Source organism: Streptomyces sp. NPDC001137, assembly GCF_040298885.1.
Classification (GTDB): Bacteria; Actinomycetota; Actinomycetes; order Streptomycetales; family Streptomycetaceae; genus Streptomyces.
In genome coordinates this window covers 340,565-357,956 of sequence record NZ_JBEPBA010000005.1, presented here as the reverse complement: position 1 = coordinate 357,956, position 17,392 = coordinate 340,565, and the positions used below count along the sequence as shown (strand labels likewise).

Genomic DNA, 17,392 nt, shown 5'->3' with positions numbered 1-17,392 from the left:
GATCGTGCGATGAACGAATCGGTTCGTTCGCGGCACCATTCATGACCGAAAGTGGCCGTATCGACAAAGTGACGGTCAAGGCGACGGCCGACCTGCCGGTCAGCGTGCCTGCGGATCCCGCCGCTGCGGCAGCGTCACGACCGACGCATCACCCGGACCGGCCGGCGGCAGGCCCGCGACCTGGGCCAGCAGATCGCACCAGGAGGCCAGGTGCGAGGCCGTGTCCGGGACCCCGCCCAGGCCCTCGCGAGGCGTCCAGGAGGCGCGGATCTCGATCTGCGAGGCCGCCGGGCGCTCCGCAAGACCACCGAAGTAGTGCGAGCTCGCCCGGGTGACGGTGCCGCTCGATTCGCCGTACGACAGACTGCGCGCCTGGAGCGCGCCGGTCAGCCAGGACCAGCACACGTCCGGCAGCAGCGGGTCGGCGGCCATCTCCGGCTCCAGCTCCGCACGCACCAGCGTCACCAGCCGGAAGGCGCCCCGCCAGGCGTCGTGCCCGGCCGGGTCGTACAGCAGCACCAGGCGGCCGTCGGCCAGGTCCTGGTCGCCGTCGACGACGGTCGCCTCCAACGCGTACGAGAACGGCGCGAGCCGTTTGGGCGCCGGCGCCGGCTCGATCTCGATCTGCGGCCGCAGCCGCGCGGTCCTCAGCGCGTCGACGGCAGCCCGGAAGGGCGGCGGAGGCGTACCGCCGCCACTCCGATCCCCCTCCTTGGTGTCGTCCATTCCGTCAGCGCCGTCCGACAGTCGTCCCTGAGCCGCAGCCATGCGGGGAAGATTAAGGGGAACCGGGGCTTCGCGCAGGGAGGGACACCCGTGCGGGGTCCGCATGTCCGGATAGTGCCTCATGAACCCCGGCCGTGGCGCCTCGGGCGCCGTGCGAGACTTGCGGTCGTGAGTGCGAACGAGAGCCCCGTGGGCCAGGACCGGACACAGCCGTCAGCCACGTACGAATCGGCCTTCCTCAAGGCGTGCAGGCGCGAGCCCGTGCCGTACACGCCCGTGTGGTTCATGCGGCAGGCCGGGCGCTCCCTGCCCGAGTACCGCAAGGTCCGCGAGGGCATCCCGATGCTGGAGTCCTGCACGCGCCCCGAACTCGTCACCGAGATCACCCTCCAGCCGGTGCGCCGGCACGGCGTGGACGCGGCGATCTACTACAGCGACATCGTCGTCCCGCTCAAGGCCATCGGCATCGACCTCGACATCAAGCCGGGCGTCGGCCCGGTCGTCGGGCACCCGATCCGCACCCGCGCCGACCTGGCCCAGCTGCGCGACCTCACCCCCGAGGACGTCTCCTACGTCACCGAGGCGATCGGCCTGCTGACGCGCGAGCTCGGCTCGACCCCCCTCATCGGTTTCGCCGGGGCGCCTTTCACCCTTGCGAGCTACCTCGTCGAGGGCGGCCCCTCGCGCACGTACGAGAACGCCAAGGCGATGATGTACGGCGACCCCGAGCTCTGGGCCGACCTGCTCGACCGTCTCGCGGAGATCACCTCCGCGTTCCTGAAGGTGCAGATCGAGGCGGGCGCCTCGGCCGTCCAGCTCTTCGACTCCTGGGCCGGCGCCCTCGCCCCGGCCGACTACCGCCGCTCGGTGCTGCCCGCCTCCGCCAAGGTCTTCGACGCGGTCGCCGGGTACGGCGTGCCGCGCATCCACTTCGGTGTCGGCACCGGCGAGCTGCTGCGGCTGATGGGCGAGGCGGGCGCGGACGTCGTGGGCGTCGACTGGCGCGTGCCGCTCGACGAGGCGGCCCGCCGGGTCGGCCCCGGCAAGGCGTTCCAGGGCAACCTCGACCCGACCGTCCTGTTCGCCTCCACGGAGGCCGTCGAGGCCAAGACCCGCGAGGTCCTCGACTCCGCCGCGGGCCTCGAGGGCCACGTCTTCAACCTCGGCCACGGCGTCATGCCGTCCACCGACCCGGACGCGCTGACCCGGCTCGTGGAGTACGTCCACACGCAGACGGCCCGCTAAAGCTGCTTCTCTCGACGGCTCACCACGTGTGCCGGGGCCGCGCCCGCCTGCCGAAGAGCAGGCCGCGCGGTTCCGGCGGTGGGGGCGTGCCCGGTTTGAGCGGCCAGGCGAACAGCATGCCGACGAGGAAGCCGACGACGTGCGCCGCGTACGCCACCGTCCCCGCGCTGGAGACGCCCTCGCCGGACGAGTACAGGGCCTGCAGCACGAACCAGAAGCCCAGCACCAGCCAGGCCGGCAGGCGCAGCGGCAGGAAGAGCAGGAACGGCACCAGGATCCAGACCCTGGCCTTGGGATACAGCACCAGATAGGCGCCCAGGACCCCGGCGATGGCTCCGGACGCGCCGATCAGCGGGTCGGACGAGTCGGCGTTGAGCAGCGCGAAGCCGTACGAGGCGGCATAGCCGCAGACGACGTAGAACAGCGCGTACCTGATGTGCCCCATGCGGTCCTCGACGTTGTTGCCGAAGATCAGCAGGAAGAGCATGTTGCCGAGCAGGTGCAGCCAGCTGCCGTGCAGGAACATCGCGGTGAAGACGGACACGGCCGGCGACTTGTCGTAGCTCGGCGGCGCCACCACACAGCCCGCCCCGTGCGCGCCCACTCCTATGTCGCCGGTCGGGACCACCCGGGGCATCTGATGGTGGATCAACTCCCGCGGTACGGCCGCGTAGTGGTCCAGGAACGCCTGCAGATGGCACAGCTGGGACAGACTGCTGTCGCCCGCCACGGAACCGGCGAGGCCGGGCGTTGACAGGAAGACGTACACGTTCGCGGCGATCAGCGCGTACGTCACCCAGGGGGTGCGGCGCACGGGGTTCACGTCATGGACGGGTATGACCACAAGGAATTAGTGCCCCCGGTGGACCGCGTGAATCGGTGAACGCGGTCACGCGCGCGTGCGTATGTCTCCTCAACCGCCCGCGGCACGGGGAAGGCGGGTCGCGGGGACGACGTGAGGAACAGGCGATGAACGACCGAGTTACTCCTCCGATGCACGCCACGCCCGACGGGGAGGCGGAGCTCTCCCTGGTGGTGAGGTTGCCCTGGGAGGACGTCGCCCGGCTCGGCCAGGAGGCCGGACGGCTGGCTTCGCAGATGCAGCGGCCGGTGACGCTGGACGAGGCGGTGAGTCACCGGCTGCGGACCGTACGGAGTGCTGCGCATGCCAAGCCGGCGGGGGAGCAGCCTGCGGCGGTGTCGGCCGCCCCTGCCATGACCTCCACCGCCTCGGTGTCGTCGTTGCCGCCGCGGCCTCCGGCGGAGCAGGCGCGGCAGGCGATCGAGCGGATCAACGGCTCGGCGTAGGATTCGTCGGCGAGTCCCCTAAAAACCTCGCGCTACCGCCCTTGATGCCTTGCGGGCGGCCACGAGTACCGGGTCCCAGACCGGGCTGAACGGTGGCGCGTAGCCCAGGTCCAGGGCTGTCATCTGCTCCACCGTCATGCCGGCCGTGAGGGCGACCGCTGCGATGTCCACTCGCTTGCCGGCGCCCTCGCGGCCGACGATCTGGACGCCGAGCAGGCGGCCCGTCCGCCGCTCGGCGAGCATCTTCACCGTCATCGGGGAGGCGTTCGGGTAGTAGCCGGCGCGGCTGGTGGACTCGATGGTGACCGTCTCGAACTGGAGGCCGACCCGGCGGGCGTCCTTCTCCCGGAGGCCCGTGCGGGCGATCTCCAGGTCGCAGACCTTGGACACCGCGGTGCCGACGACGCCCGGGAAGGTGGCGTAACCGCCGCCGACGTTGGTGCCGATGACCTGGCCGTGCTTGTTGGCGTGGGTGCCGAGGGCGATGTGGCGCTCCTGTCCCGAGACCAGGTCGAGGACCTCCACGCAGTCGCCGCCGGCCCAGATGTTCTCGTGCCCGCGCACCCGCATGGACAGGTCGGTGAGCAGGCCGCCGTGGGCGCCGAGGGGCAGCCCCGCCGCCTTGGCCAGCGCCGTCTCCGGGCGTACGCCGATGCCCAGGACCACCACGTCCGCCGGGTACTCGGCATCCTCCGTGGCCACCGCCCGCACCCGGCCGTCCTCGCCGGTGTGCACCTTGGTGACCTCGGCGTCGTCGACCATGGTGATGCCCATGCCCTCCATGGCCTCGTGCACCAGGCGGCCCATGTCGGGGTCGAGCGTGGACATCGGCTCGCTGCCGCGGTTGACGACGGTCACCTCGTAGCCGCGGTTGATGAGCGCCTCCGCCATCTCCACGCCGATGTAGCCCGCCCCGACGACCACCGCGCGACGGCCACGCGTGCGCGTGAGCGAGTCGATGAGCGCCTGCCCGTCGTCGAGCGTCTGCACGCCGTGCACACCGGGGGCGTCGGCGCCCGGCATGTCCGGACGGATCGGCCGCGCGCCGGTCGCGATCACGAGTTTGTCGTACGAGGTCCAGGACTCGTCGCCGGAATCGACGTCACGCGCGCGTACCCGGCCGCCCGCCACGTCGATCTCGACGACCTCCGTCCGCATGCGCAGATCGATGTCCCGCGCGCGGTGCTCCTCGGGCGTACGGGCGATCAGCTGGTCCCGCTCGTCGACGTCGCCGCCCACCCAGTACGGGATGCCGCACGCCGAGAACGAGGTGAAGTGGCCGCGCTCGAACGCCACGATCTCCAGCTCGTCGGGGCCCTTCAGACGGCGTGCCTGCGACGCCGCGGACATCCCCGCGGCGTCTCCGCCGATCACGACCAGTCGTTCCCTCGCAGCGCTCATGTCCATGCGAACACGCTACGGGGGCGCGGCATTTCAGGCCGGGTCCCGTACCGATCAGTCCTGGTCGTTCTCGCGCGTGGTCGGCGCCTGGGGTGCCGGCCGGGCCGTCGGCAGCGGACCCAGTGCGCTGGTCGCGGGTGCGGGGGCCGGGCGGTGCGGCAGCCGGGGCCGGACGAGGCGCAGCCAGGCCAGCGCGATCAGTGCCGCCACCGCGGCGAACGGCAGTACCGCGCCGAGCGCCACCGCGAGCCAGCGCAGCATCGTCACGAACGCGCCCCAGCCGCCGGCCAGCGCGTCCACGAACCCGGGACTGTCGTCCTTCGCGGCCGCCTTCACCGGTGTCTCCGAGAGGGACAGGGTGATCGTCGCGAGGCTCGTGCGGTCCTTCAGGGACGCCTGCTGGGCGAGCAGCGCCTCCAGGTCGGCCTCCCGGTTGCTCAGCTCGCCCTCCAGCTCCACCACGTCGCTGAGCTTGGTGGCCCGATCCATCAGCTCCCGGACCCGGGCCACGCTGGCCCGCTGCGACTTGATACGGCTGTCCACGTCGACGACCTGGTCGGTGACGTCCTCGGCCTTCGCGGTGCGGTCGAGGAGCTTGCCCGCGCCCTGGAGGCCGGCGAGGACCTCGTCGTACTTGTCGACCGGCACGCGCAGCACGACACGGGTGCGCTCGCGGCCCTTCTCGTCCCGGCTGGTGGTCTCGTCGCCGACGTAGCCGCCCGCGCTCTCGGTCGTCGTACGGGCCTCGTCGAGTGCCTTCGGCACGTCCTTGACCTGCACGGTCAGCGAGGCGGTGCGGATGATGCCGCTCGCGGTCAGCTTCGGCGCACGCTTGGCCCCGGCGCCGTTCGCGTTGCTCTCGCCGCCCGGAGCGGCCGCCTTCCCGTCGCTCTGGACGGCTTTGTCGGCAGCGCTCCCCCCGGAGTCGGAGTTGCTCCCGCTGCATCCGGTGAGCGCGAGTGCCGCCGCGAGCAGGAGCGCGGCCAGGGCCGGTACGGGTCGTACGGGACGTCGTGCGCGCATGTGGTGTACCCCCGGGGGTCGTGACGACTGACGCTCCTTCGACGCCCGGACGGGCCAAGACGTTGGACCCGGACGGTCCCGATGCGGTCACGGTCAGGACTCGTGAAGGACACCAGGTCGCCGACGGACTGTCAGAGGGGTCTGAGAGGCTTGAGGACATGCGCGAAGTGGAGAGTCGTACGGGCACCGGGCGGGTCGTCGTCGTCGGAGCCGGCATCGCCGGACTGGCCGCGGCCCACCGGTTGTTGCAGCAGGGTGCGCGGGTGACCGTGCTGGAGGCGTCGGACCGCGTCGGCGGCAAGCTGCTGCCCGGCGAGATCGCGGGCGCGCGCGTGGACTTCGGCGCCGAGTCGATGCTGGCGCGCAGACCGGAGGCGGTGGCCCTCGCCCGCGAGGTCGGCCTCGACGACCGGTTGCAGCCGCCGGCCACGGCGACGGCCTCGATCTGGACCCGCGGCGCCCTGCGCCCCATGCCCAAGGGCCACGTCATGGGCGTTCCCGGCACCGCGGCCGCCCTGACCGGCGTCCTGTCCGACGAGGGCCTGGCCCGTATCGAGCGCGACGCCGACCTGCCGCGCACGGAGGTCGGCGACGACATCGCGGTCGGGGAGTACGTGGCGGCCCGGCTCGGCCGCGAGGTCGTCGACCGCCTGGTGGAACCCCTCCTCGGCGGTGTCTACGCGGGCGACGCGTACCGCATCTCGATGCGCTCGGCCGTCCCGCAGCTCTACCAGGTCGCGAAGACGCACGACTCGCTCACCGAGGGCGTCCGCGAGCTCCAGGCCAGGATGGCCGCCGCCCAGCAGACCGGACCCGTCTTCATGGGCATCCGGGGCGGCATCGGCAGCCTCCCCCTCGCGGTGGCGGAGTCCGTCCGCGCGCGCGGCGGCGAGATCCTGACCGGGACGCCGGTGACGGAGCTGCGTCGCGAGACGCCCGGGGGCTGGCGGGTCGTCGCCGGTGACCGTGTGCTGCACGCGGACGCCGTCGTGGTGGCCGTCCCCGCCCCCGCGGCCGCCGGCCTCCTGCGCCCCGAGGCCCCGGAGGCGGCCACGGAACTCGCCGCCGTCGAGTACGCCTCCATGGCCCTGGTCACCCTCGCCTACCGCCGCGCCGACACCGCCCTCCCCGAGGGCAGCGGCTTCCTCGTCCCGCCGGTGGACGGACGCACCATCAAGGCGTCGACCTTCGCCTCCCAGAAGTGGGGCTGGATCGCCGAGGAGAACCCGGACACGGTGGTCCTGCGCACATCCGTCGGCCGGTACGGCGAGACCGAGATCCTCCAGCGCGAGGACGCGGGCCTGGTGGACGTCTCCCGTCACGACCTGCGCGAGGCCACCGGACTGGACGCAACCCCCCTCGAAACCCACGTCACCCGCTGGACCGACGGCCTGCCCCAGTACCCCGTCGGCCACCACGCCCGCGTGGCCCGCATCCGCGAGCACGTCGCCAAGCTGCCGGGCCTCGCCGTCTGCGGCGCCCCCTACGACGGCGTGGGCATCCCGGCCTGCATCGCGAGCGCTTACGCGGCCGTCGACCAGATCGGCGGGGACCTGAGCGGTGTGGAGGAGCTCACCGCGGGCCCGGTGCAGAGTCTGCACGGCGGAGCGGGAGAATAGCCGCATGAGTGACGACGCCCCCACCACTGCCCCGGACCGCATCGCGAACAAGGGCAAGCTGGCCAAGGACCTCAACGAGGTCATCCGCTACACCCTGTGGTCCGTCTTCAGGCTGAAGGACGTGCTGCCCGAGGACCGCGCGGGCTACGCCGACGAGGTCCAGGAGCTGTTCGACCAGCTCGCCGCGAAGGACGTGACGATCCGCGGCACGTACGACGTGTCGGGCCTGCGCGCGGATGCCGACCTCATGATCTGGTGGCACGCGGAGACCAGCGACCAGCTTCAGGAGGCGTACAACCTCTTCCGCCGCACCAAGCTGGGCCGCGCCCTGGAGCCGGTCTGGTCGAACATGGCGCTGCACCGCCCCGCCGAGTTCAACCGCTCGCACATCCCGGCCTTCCTCGCCGACGAGACGCCCCGCAACTACGTCAGCGTCTACCCCTTCGTGCGCAGCTACGACTGGTACCTGCTGCCCGACGAGGACCGCCGTCGCATGCTCGCCGACCACGGCAAGATGGCCCGCGGCTACCCGGACGTCCGCGCCAACACGGTCGCCTCGTTCTCCCTCGGCGACTACGAGTGGATCCTGGCCTTCGAGGCCGACGAGCTGTACCGCATCGTCGACCTCATGCGCCACCTGCGCGCTTCCGAGGCCCGGATGCACGTCCGCGAGGAGGTCCCGTTCTACACGGGCCGCCGCAAGGACATCGCGGAACTCGTCGCGGGCCTGGCGTAGGCGGCGCCCGGCAGTCGGGTGGTCAAGGCCGGGCGGTCTTGCCCTTCAGGTTCTCCTTGATGGGGGCCGGGTGGGCCCGGCCGTCCGTCGCGGCCGGGTTCGGCTCCGCGTGCGGGGCGCAGGACGCCTCCTCCACCGACAGCCGGCCCTCCAGCAGATACGCATCCAGGTAGCCGTTGACGCACCGGTTCGGCCCGCCCGCGATGCCGTGCGTGCCCGCCTCCCGCTCGGTCACCAGGACCGAGCCGTCGAGCCGCCGGTGCAGCTCCTGTGCGCCGTCGTACGGCGTCGCCGCGTCCCGCTCGGCGGCGAGGATCAGCGTCGGCGGCAGCTCACCGGGCCCGGTCCGCACATCGAGGGGCTGCTGCCGGGGCGCCGGCCAGTAGGCGCACGGCAGGTTCATCCACGCGTTGTCCCAGGTCTCGAAGGGAGCCACCCGCGCGAGCTGCGTGTTGTCCTGGTCCCAGACCTTCCAGTCCGTCGGCCAGGGCGCGTCGTTGCACTCGACGGCGGTGTACACCGCGTTGGTGTTCTCCGCCTCGGCGGCCGTCTCGGTGGCCGGACCGGCCTGCTCGACCAGCGGCTTCGCATCGCCCTTCAGATACGCCGACAGCGCCTTCGCGCGGGTCGGCCAGTAGTCGTCGTAGTACCCGGCCGACAGGAACGCCGCCTGCAGTTCGGCCGGCCCCACCTTGCCGCCCGCCGGCTTCGCCGCCAGCTGCTCGCTCGCCTTCTCGTAGGCTGCCTGCACCTCGTCGGCCGTCGACCCCAGCCCGTACACGTCGTCGTGCCGGGCGATCCACTCCCGGAAGTCCGCCCAGCGCTTCTCGAACGCAGCCGACTGGTCGAGGTTGTTGCGGTACCAGATCTGCTCGGGGGCGGGGTTCACCGCCGAGTCGAACACCATCCGCCGTACGTGCGAGGGGAACAGCGTCGCGTACAGCGCCCCGAAGTAGGTGCCGTACGAGGCGCCCATGAACGTCAGCTTCCCCTCACCCAGTGCCGCCCGCACGACGTCCAGGTCACGGGCGTTGTTGAGCGAGTTGAAGTACTGCAGTCCGCCACCGGACCGCTTGGCGCAGCCCGTCGCATAGGCCTTCGCCTCCTTGATGCGCTCCTGCTTGTACTCCTCCGAGGGGTGCGTCGGCGCCTGCGAGGGCGCCTTGAAGAAGAGCTTGGGCTCCTCGCAGGACAGGGGCGAGGACTTGCCGACGCCGCGCGGGGAGTAACCGATCAGGTCGTAGGCCGCCGCGAGCCGCTTCCACTCCGGGAGCATCCCGACGAGCGGGAAGTACAGGCCGTCGCCGCCGGGCCCGCCGGGGTTGTAGACCAGGGCGCCCTGCCGGGGCACCCGCCGTTTGCTGTTGTGGGGATCCTTGTGCGTGGCCCTCACCCGGCTGACGGTCAGCTTGATCTGCTTGCCGCCGGGATGCGCGTAGTCGAGCGGCACGGACACCGTGCCGCACTCCATGGTGCCCGGCATGTCCTGCGCGGCGGCGCACTTCCCGAAGTCGATGCCCGCCGCCCGGGCGCGCGCGGCGGCCACCGTCGTGCCGTGCAGCTCGGCCGCGTCCGGGGCGACGGGGGCGCTGCCTGCCGGTGCGGCCGCGAGGGCGGTCAGGACCAAGGACCCGGCGGCCGAGTAGAGGGCGACAGCTCTCATGACGTATCCCTTCGGTGCATGGCAGCGACAAAAGGGATGTTTCGTTCGGTGCATGCAGAAGGCAAGCACCGCCCCGGCGGTGTCGGCCTCAATGCCCCCTATGCGCCCCTGGCGTGTGGTTCGCGCCAGGACTGGTCGCGGTGCGCGAAGGCCGCGCGCAGGTCGGGTTCACCGATCGCGCGGACGCCTCGTACGGCGACGGTGGTGAGATACGTACGGTCGTCACCGTTCGAGACGCGCCGGGTCAGGGCGCCCAGCAGCCGCTGCCCGGCCGGGGAGGCCCAGCGCGAGTAGGGGTGGGCCTCGACCCGGGCGATGGCGAGGCAGCTCAGCGTCAGCGCGAGCGGCAGGGCGAACCACAGGGCCACCAGGCCGCGCGGCATGTCCGGCTGGGCGGGCACCAGCAGCGCGATCGCACCCAGCGCGAGCACCGCCAGCGCGGCGAACTGCACCTGGCGTACTCCGGCCGCCACGGTGGTCCGGGCGCCGGCGGGCACGGCCAGGCCCGCGTCGACGAGCCGGTCGCCGAGACCGGCGACCGCGTCCGCGGAGGCCGCCGCGGCCCGGACCGGGGCGATGCGGCTTTGTCCCTCGGGTCCGATGGCCCCTATGACGGACCGCTCCATGTCGTCCCGGCCGCGCGGGTCGACCACCGTCGCCCAGCCCGTGTGGGCCAGCAGCAGGCGCCGCTGCCGGGCCATGGAGACCATGGTGAGATCGGCGACCCTGCCGGGCCCGCCGGAGAGGAACGCGGCCTCGTAGAGCGTCAGATCATGATGCCTGGCCTGCGCTGCGACGTCCGCGTCCCCGGCCGCCGCACGTACGGCGGCCAGGCACAACCGCGTGCACGCGGTACCGGCGGCGGCCCAGGCCAGCAGCAGGAGAACAACCCAGAACATGCCGCGTTTCTATGCCAGATGCCCGGCGAAAGGCCATGCCCTTTTCACCATGCGGACGGAGTGTTGTGGGTATGTGACGTTCCGTTTGTGAGCCCGGCAGAGGTCACGGCGGCGGGCTGGAGGCGGCCGGCGGCAGCGTGTAGGTCGGGGAGGAGGACGGCTCGACCGGGACGACGGGACCGGGGCCCGTGCTCGGGTCGGCCGGCGGGGGAGTGCTCGGGGAGGCCATGTCCCGGGCGAGGGCGTCCCAGTCGATGTAGCCGGTGGCCTCCAGGACCTTGATGTGGTCCAGCACGGTCGTGTTCGCGTCGTCGGCGAGCGCCCGCACCAGCGAGTTGCGGGTGCTCGCGCGGACCTGGGCGACGACCGAGAACACCCTGCCGTGGGCCAGCCGCAGGATGTTGGCGAACCTGCTGTCGTAGTCCGTGCCCTGCGCCGCGTTCAGGGTCGCCAGCCACTGCTTCTGCTGGTCGTTGGGTTCGTTGGGCAGTTGCAGCCCCAGCTTGGCCGCCACGTCCCGTACCCGCTGGTCGAGGAAGGTGTGGCCCAGGACGAGATGCTGCCCCGCGGTCCGTACGGCCTGGGTGGTGCCCTTCTGCTCGGCCTGCTGTCCGGCGGGCAGCTCCCACAGGCCGGCCAGCCGGACCTTCGTGATGAAGTCGCGGTCGAGCGCGGTCAGCGGGCCGTACTGTGTCGAGACGGCGTCGGCGTTCAGTACGTCGGCGCTGACGCCGGTGCCGGACCGGTCGGCGTACGACCAGATCGGGAAGATCAACGCCAGCAGGGTGGCCGTCAGGCCGATGATGATGACCCCGGTGCCGCTGAATATGCCTCGGCCGGTGACGGGTGGTCGCGGTCGCATGGTGCCTCCTACGGCACCGCATATTACTGCGGGGTTCGGCGGGCCCCGCTGTCGCGGCTGTCACCCTGGCGCTCAGCGGTGCAGGAGCACCCGCCGCGCCGCTCTGGCCATCCTCACCGCCGGCCGCTGCGACCGCGGCGCGGGCCCCGACCGCTCCAGCCACCACTCCCTGAGCTCGCGCCGGGCCCGGCCCTCCTCCGGACGTCCGTCGAGCAGCAGCTGCCCGGCGAAGTCCAGGGCGTCCCGGCGGTAGCCGCCGGTCATCGGGTGACGCTGGGCGTACGTGACAAAGGCGGGCCGGTAGGCGTCCCCGAGGATCTCCGGCAGCTCGGGCGCCACCTTGGCCACGACATCCGCCCGCTTCCCGGCCAGCGCCCGCGCCTGCACCCCCAGCCGCACCCGGTCGAAGCCCTCCGGCACGGGCGTCCCGGCGACGAGCGCGGACAGCAGGGCGGCCTGAGCGAGTCCGAGCCGCTGACGGGCGGCTTCGGACGCCGGGGCGGCGACGGAAACCGCACCCGCCTCCGCCGCGACCGTCGCCTCCGCCGCGCTCTCCTCGCGTATGACCCGACCCTTCTCCACGGCTGCCCGGATGGCCTCCAACTCGCCTTCCAGCACGGCGGGTTCGGGAAAGTTCTCGTCCCGCTCCAGCAGGACCCCGGGCGGCGAGACCCGCGCGGCGAGGTCGGTCAGAATGTCGAGGACCGGCTGCGGCACCGGGTGGGCGTGACTGTCGTGCCAGACGCCGTCGCGTGCGAAGCCGCCCGCGACATGGACGTACGCGATGGCCTCCAGGGGGAGTTCCGCGAGCGCCTTGGCCGGGTCCTCACCGCGGTTGACGTGGTTGGTGTGCAGGTTGGCCACGTCGATCAGCAGCCTGACGCCTGTCCGGTCGGCGAGCTCGTACAGGAACTGCCCCTCGGTCATCTCCTCGCCCGGCCAGGAGATCAGCGCGGCGATGTTCTCGACGGCGAGCGGCACCGGCAGGGCGTCCTGTGCGATGCGGACGTTCTCGCACAGCACGTCGAGGGCGTCCCGGGTGCGCGGCACGGGCAGCAGATGCCCGGCCTCCAGGAGCGGGGACGCCGTCAGCGGTCCGCCGGCCCGTACGAACGCGATGTGCTCGGTGACCAGCGGTGCGCCCAGTGCCTCGGCGCGCTCGGCGAGCGCGGTGAGCCGGTGCTCATCGGGCCGGTCCGCGCCGCCGAGGCCGAGCGAGACACCGTGCGGGATCACGGTCACCCCGCGCTCGCGCAGCCGCAGCAGCGACTCGGGGAGGTGCCCGGGGCACACGTTCTCGGCCACGGCCTCGACCCAGTCGATGCCCGGCATGCGCTCCACGGCGTCGGCGATCTCCGGCCGCCACCCGATGCCCGTTCCCAGTCGCTCCATGGTCCGTCCCCTCCCTGCCGTCTCCTCGAAGAACGTGACGGGGGTATGGCCCCGCCGCTCGGACGCGAATCCCGTCGCCGGGACCTTCAGAGCAACATTTGAGGTTCGGCCCGGCCGGATCGGCTCATCGCAGCACACCCTCGGAGTCCACCGGATCCGGCCGGTCGGTGTTGACGGTGCCCGGCGCGCCCGGCGACGGCCGGGAGGTGGTGCCGATGTCCCCGGTGCCCTCGGCGGCCGGCGCCGAGAGCGCCACCTGGCCGGGGACCGGTGCCGACGGGCCGGTCGGGCCGGCGGTCGTGGTGGCCACCGCGTGGTTGGCGATGGCGTCGAAGTCGCCCCGGCCGGTCTTCTCCAGCACCGTGATGTGGTCGAGGACGGTCTGGCTGGCGTCCGAGGCCGGCTGCCGTACGAGCGTGTTCCTCGTGCTGTTCCGGACGGTGCCGATGGCCGGGAAGCTCTTGCCGTGCGCGGAGCGCAGCCCCGGGTGTCCACACGGGGAACGCGATGGCTCCGATGGTGACGACGATGGCCGCGACGAGCAGGGCCCTACCAAAGTCGTAGTGTGCCGCTGGAGGCCCCCGCTCAGCGCAGCGCCGGATGATCGGCCACCACCGTGCAGGAGCCTGGCGCGATCTCCGTGAAACCCGCGTCACGCACCAACGGCAGCCCGCTCGTGGTCAGTTGACCCCAGCGGCCCGGGTCGGCGCTCCGTACGGCGAGCGGGAAACCCGCGTCCCGCCAGGCAGCCCGCTCCTCGTCCGACAGCTCCCACCAGGCCAGTTGGGCACCGTGCCCCGCCTGCGCCATCGCCTTGCCGGCGGACATGTCGAGGTCGGGGTTGAGCCACAGCACGGGCACCGCGGGATCCACCGCTGCCGGTGGCTCCGGGTCGTCGAGATCGGTGCCGGAGACCTGCAACCTGGCCAGGTCCTTGGGCCAGCCGTCGAGCGGCACGGGCGGAAACACCCGTACCTGAGCCGACTTGCCGCTCACCGTGATCCCGGGCAGCGCCTCGGCCCGCCGCCACTCGGCGCCGCGGGCGCGCCGCACCACCTTGCGGATCCGGGCGTCCTGCCAGTCCCGCATGACCTGGGCCCATTCGCCGTCCCCGAGGGACCGCTCGTCGCCGAGCATCACCAGCACGGCCCGGGCGGCGGTCTCCAGGGCGTCGGTACGGGCGGGCGGCGCGGCCTTCTCGATGTGCACGACGAGCGGCAGCACGAACTGCGGGGCCTGATCCCGCTCGTTGGGCTCGGACCGGAAAGGGCTGTCACTGGCGGACGTCACGTCTTGGCTCACACCAGCCAACCTTAAGGGGGGCGCCTGCGCCCTCACGTCCGGCCGGTCACCCTGAGCAGGCGGTGCGCTGAGCCTCCTGCCACTCGCACACCGGGCACAGGGTGATCCCCTTGTGCGACTCCGGATACTCGGTCGGCTCGCGGCACAGCACGCACTCGGCGTACGGCGGCCCGTCCTCCCGGGGCGGCTTCGTCGTGTCGCGGATGGTGCAGTGGTCCTCGCTCACACCTCCAGCGTAAGCCGCTCACTGGCGCCCCCTCGTGGCCCCGATCAGCTCGGACACCTTCACGAAGCGGAAGCCCTTCCTGCGGAGCTCCGGCACGATGGTGCGCACCGCGCGCTCGGTCACCGGGGCGGCGCTGCGCGTGCAGTGCATGACGACGACCGACCCCGGCCGCACCCCCTCCAGCACCTGCCGGGCCACGGCGCCCGCATCCGTGGCGAACGCGTCGCCGCTCACCACGTCCCACTGGACGGCGGTGACGCCGGTCGCGGCCAGCGCCTTCAGGGCCTGCCGGTCGTAACAGCCGCCCGGGAAGCGGAAGTACGGCATCGCGTCCGGTACCCCGGCCCTGCGGAACGCGGCGTACGCACGCTCCACGTCCGAGCGCATCCGGTCCGCGGAGACGGTCGGCAGGCCGTAGCAGTCCCCGGTGAAGCCGTAGTGGCTGTAGGAGTGATTGGCGACCTCGAACAGCGGGTCCCGCCCGATGGAGCGCGCCTGCGCCGGATACTCGTCCGCCCACCTTCCGGTCATGAACACGGTCGCCGGCACCTTCAGCGCCCGCAGCGTCGCGATCAGCTCCGGATTGTCGAACCGCTCGCCGCGCGCCGCCCGCGCCCCCTCGTCGGCGGTCATGTCGGCGTCGAAGGTGAGGGCGACCGTGCTGCCCTGGGTGCGGGGGCCGTTCCTGAAGACGGGGGTGAGACCGGCGGGGCCGGGGGCGAGGGTCGGGGGGCGGGACGGGGCGGCGGAGGCCGCGGAGGGGGCCGGGCGGGCGGAGCGGGGCGCGTCGAGGGCGCCACAGGCGGTGAGCACGGCGCCGAGTACACAGGCGGCGGCCGCGTGGCGCACGCATACAGGTCGTACGAGAGTGATCATCGTACGAACATAAAGGGATGAAACGGGCGAATGGTGTATCGGCGCACCGCTCGGGGTCAAGGCCCGCGATCAGCGCCCGTAGCGGCCCGTCAGGGTGCCCGAGGCCGCCGTGTGGCCGCTCAGTGCGCGCTTGACGTCGTCGGCCGTGGCGTCGGCGGACAGGGTGAGGGCCTTGTCGGTGGCGTAGACGGAGAAGACGTAGTGGTGGGGCTTGCCCTTGGGCGGGCAGGGGCCGCCGTACGCGTTCTTCTTGAAGCCGTTGCGGCCCTGTGTGGCGCCCTTGGGCACTTCTCCGGCGGCCCAGTGGGTGTCGTGCGGGTCGATGCCCCACATCAGCCAGTGCGTGAAGGTGCCGTGCGGGGCGTCCGGGTCCTCGACGAGCACGACCAGTTCGGTGGCGCTGTCGGGGACGCCGGACAGGTCCAGCGGTGGTGAGACGTTCTCCCCGTCGCACGTGTAGCGGCGGGGGATCGTGCCGCCCTCCGGGAAGGCGCTGCTCGTCACGGTGATGCGCCGCGCGGCGCTGGGTGCGGGGACGGGCGTGCCACCGCCGTCGTCCCCGCACCCCGAGGCGAGCCCCACTGCCGCCGCGGCGGCGACGATCGCAAGCCTGCGGTGCATGTACGGAACGCTAGCCGCGCCCGTGCGCCCCCGCTACCTGCGCCAGGGCCCCGTCACCGCGAACGTCGTGCCGGGCGTGTAGCAGTTGACGTACATCGTGCGCCCGTCGGGGGAGAAGGTGACGCCGGCGAACTCGCCCCACTCGGGAGCGTCCGGGGTGCCGCCCGCCGCGGTAGCGGCTGATGTAATCGCTTGGCGGCCGCGGGCCATCGCGTACACCTCGCCGCTCCTCGTCACGCCGAAGACGTGCTGCGCGCCGTTGCCGTCCTCGCAGACCATCAGGCCGCCGCTCGGGGCGAGACAGATGTTGTCCGGGGACTCGCCGGGGAGCTGGACATCGGTGTCCGGGCCGAAGACGATCACCAGCGTCAGACGGCGCGCCGAGGGGTCGTAGCGCCAGATCTGGCCGTAGTGGTCGGCCGCCGAACCCTCGGCGCTGTGCGCGAAGGACGACACGAAGTACACGCACCGCCCGCCCCAGTAGCAGCCCTCCAGCTTCTGCGCGTGCGTGATGCCCTTCGGGCCGAAGTCCTGCAGCCGGACGGGCGTCTGGGCCGCAAGGGGGTCCGGTACGTCGACCCACTCGATGCCGTCGAAGGTGGCGCCGGTCTCCTGGATCGTGGACAGGTCGGGTACGCCGGGCACGCGCATCGCCTGCAGCCGGCCGCCCGCGCGCAGTGAACCGACGCCCCCCAGCGGCTTGTCGGGCAGAAAGCGGTAGAAGAGGCCGAAGGGCTTGAGGAAGGCGTCCTCGGTCTCGTAGACGATCCCGCGCTTGGGGTCGATCGCGATGGCCTCGTGCTGGAAGCGGCCCATCGCGGTCAGCGGGACGGCGCCCGTGCGATGCGGGTCGGAGGGATCGACCTCGAAGATGAAGCCGTGGTCCTTGGTGTAGCCGTTGGTGCCGGCCTTGTCCTCGGTCTCCTCGCAGGTCAGCCAGGTGCCCCAAGGGCTCGGCCCGCCCGCGCAGTTGACGGCCGTACCGGCGATGACGACACGCTCCGTCAGCACGTTGTTGCGGGAGTCCAGGGTCAGGGCCGTACAGCCGCCCTTGCCCTCCGGGTCGTAGGTGAGGCCCGCGATCGTGGGGACGGCGTACTTCGCGGTGGGGCGGTTCTCGTGGTTGCGGACCAGGTGGACGCGCCCGCCTTTCGCGGGCAGGGCCGTCATGCCGTCGTGGTGGGAGGGCACCGGGCCCTCGCCGGAGCGGAGCTGGTCGCCCTCACGGGAGAGGACCCGGTAGCGGAAGCCCGCCGGGAGGTCCAGCAGGCCGTTCGGGTCGGGGACCAGGGGGCCGTAACCGGTGTGGCCCAGGCCCTGGGCGTCGGCTGTTCCCGCGAACAGTTCGGACAGGGCCCCGGTGAAAGCGATGCCCGCTCCCAGGGCACCGGAGCGGGCGAGGATCTGACGTCGTGTTGCAGACATGAAGGGTGCAACCTTCCTGTTGGCGGACAGGAACTGTGACGTCGCTGTGTCTATCACCCGGCGCGCAG

The 17,392-nt window shown here is 72.3% G+C and carries 18 protein-coding genes; 4 read left to right on the top strand and 14 right to left on the bottom strand.

The window, feature by feature from the left end; translation table 11 throughout:
* Positions 1 to 99: 99 nt before the first annotated feature.
* Positions 100 to 768 (bottom strand): DUF3000 domain-containing protein, encoded by a 669-nt coding sequence (locus ABT254_RS12875; RefSeq protein ID WP_351467732.1) that lies wholly within the window; start codon positions 766 to 768, stop codon positions 100 to 102.
* A 126-nt stretch (positions 769 to 894) separates the two neighbouring features.
* On the opposite strand from ABT254_RS12875, the gene hemE reads away from it, so the two are divergent.
* Positions 895 to 1,971: a uroporphyrinogen decarboxylase gene (hemE, locus tag ABT254_RS12870; protein WP_351467729.1), complete on the top strand. Its 1,077-nt coding sequence runs from the start codon at positions 895 to 897 to the stop codon at positions 1,969 to 1,971.
* A gap of 19 nt (positions 1,972 to 1,990) precedes the next feature.
* Here the strand turns inward: hemE and ABT254_RS12865 are convergent, their stop codons facing one another.
* Positions 1,991 to 2,815, bottom strand: a complete 825-nt coding sequence (locus tag ABT254_RS12865; protein WP_351467726.1) for a rhomboid family intramembrane serine protease — start codon at positions 2,813 to 2,815, stop codon at positions 1,991 to 1,993.
* Positions 2,816 to 2,940: 125 nt separating this feature from the next.
* Between ABT254_RS12865 and ABT254_RS12860 the strand changes: the two genes are divergently transcribed.
* On the top strand, positions 2,941 to 3,279 hold the full coding sequence (locus tag ABT254_RS12860) for a hypothetical protein (protein ID WP_351467723.1): 339 nt from the start codon (positions 2,941 to 2,943) through the stop codon (positions 3,277 to 3,279).
* An 18-nt stretch (positions 3,280 to 3,297) separates the two neighbouring features.
* Here ABT254_RS12860 and ABT254_RS12855 read toward each other — a convergent pair whose 3' ends face one another.
* The gene (locus ABT254_RS12855; RefSeq protein ID WP_351467720.1) at positions 3,298 to 4,686 is read right to left on the bottom strand and encodes an FAD-dependent oxidoreductase; all 1,389 of its coding nucleotides are present in this window, start codon (positions 4,684 to 4,686) and stop codon (positions 3,298 to 3,300) included.
* Between the two features lie 48 nt (positions 4,687 to 4,734).
* Entirely contained in the window at positions 4,735 to 5,703 is a 969-nt protein-coding gene (locus ABT254_RS12850) for a DUF4349 domain-containing protein (RefSeq protein WP_351467717.1), read from the bottom strand.
* A gap of 158 nt (positions 5,704 to 5,861) precedes the next feature.
* Between ABT254_RS12850 and hemG the strand changes: the two genes are divergently transcribed.
* Entirely contained in the window at positions 5,862 to 7,322 is a 1,461-nt protein-coding gene (gene hemG / locus ABT254_RS12845; protein WP_351467715.1) for a protoporphyrinogen oxidase, read from the top strand.
* A 4-nt stretch (positions 7,323 to 7,326) separates the two neighbouring features.
* Positions 7,327 to 8,058, top strand: coding sequence for a hydrogen peroxide-dependent heme synthase (gene hemQ, locus ABT254_RS12840; protein WP_099931938.1), 732 nt, complete (start codon positions 7,327 to 7,329; stop codon positions 8,056 to 8,058).
* A gap of 22 nt (positions 8,059 to 8,080) precedes the next feature.
* Here hemQ and ABT254_RS12835 read toward each other — a convergent pair whose 3' ends face one another.
* The 10 genes from ABT254_RS12835 to ABT254_RS12790 all read right to left on the bottom strand — a co-directional run bounded on the left by ABT254_RS12835 (position 8,081) and on the right by ABT254_RS12790 (position 17,324).
* Positions 8,081 to 9,721, bottom strand: a complete 1,641-nt coding sequence (locus tag ABT254_RS12835) for an alpha/beta hydrolase (protein WP_351467712.1) — start codon at positions 9,719 to 9,721, stop codon at positions 8,081 to 8,083.
* Positions 9,722 to 9,819: 98 nt separating this feature from the next.
* The gene (locus tag ABT254_RS12830) at positions 9,820 to 10,620 is read right to left on the bottom strand and encodes a TIGR04222 domain-containing membrane protein (protein ID WP_351467709.1); all 801 of its coding nucleotides are present in this window, start codon (positions 10,618 to 10,620) and stop codon (positions 9,820 to 9,822) included.
* Positions 10,621 to 10,723: 103 nt separating this feature from the next.
* Positions 10,724 to 11,482, bottom strand: coding sequence for a DUF4142 domain-containing protein (locus ABT254_RS12825; protein ID WP_351467706.1), 759 nt, complete (start codon positions 11,480 to 11,482; stop codon positions 10,724 to 10,726).
* A 72-nt stretch (positions 11,483 to 11,554) separates the two neighbouring features.
* Complete coding sequence (locus ABT254_RS12820; RefSeq protein ID WP_351467703.1) at positions 11,555 to 12,874, bottom strand: MbnB/TglH/ChrH family RiPP precursor modification enzyme; 1,320 nt, start codon at positions 12,872 to 12,874, stop codon at positions 11,555 to 11,557.
* A gap of 124 nt (positions 12,875 to 12,998) precedes the next feature.
* Positions 12,999 to 13,235 carry a hypothetical protein gene (locus ABT254_RS12815; RefSeq protein WP_351467700.1) on the bottom strand — a complete coding sequence of 79 codons (237 nt, stop codon included), beginning with the start codon at positions 13,233 to 13,235 and terminating at the stop codon, positions 12,999 to 13,001.
* Between the two features lie 224 nt (positions 13,236 to 13,459).
* Positions 13,460 to 14,176, bottom strand: coding sequence for an aminoacyl-tRNA hydrolase (locus ABT254_RS12810; protein ID WP_351467697.1), 717 nt, complete (start codon positions 14,174 to 14,176; stop codon positions 13,460 to 13,462).
* Between the two features lie 46 nt (positions 14,177 to 14,222).
* Entirely contained in the window at positions 14,223 to 14,402 is a 180-nt protein-coding gene (locus ABT254_RS12805; RefSeq protein ID WP_351467694.1) for a hypothetical protein, read from the bottom strand.
* An 18-nt stretch (positions 14,403 to 14,420) separates the two neighbouring features.
* Positions 14,421 to 15,278 (bottom strand): polysaccharide deacetylase family protein, encoded by an 858-nt coding sequence (locus ABT254_RS12800; protein WP_351467691.1) that lies wholly within the window; start codon positions 15,276 to 15,278, stop codon positions 14,421 to 14,423.
* 69 nt (positions 15,279 to 15,347) lie between these two features.
* Positions 15,348 to 15,899, bottom strand: coding sequence for a YbhB/YbcL family Raf kinase inhibitor-like protein (locus ABT254_RS12795; RefSeq protein WP_351467688.1), 552 nt, complete (start codon positions 15,897 to 15,899; stop codon positions 15,348 to 15,350).
* Positions 15,900 to 15,932: 33 nt separating this feature from the next.
* Positions 15,933 to 17,324, bottom strand: coding sequence for a PhoX family protein (locus ABT254_RS12790; RefSeq protein WP_351467685.1), 1,392 nt, complete (start codon positions 17,322 to 17,324; stop codon positions 15,933 to 15,935).
* Between the last annotated feature and the right edge of the window lie 68 nt (positions 17,325 to 17,392).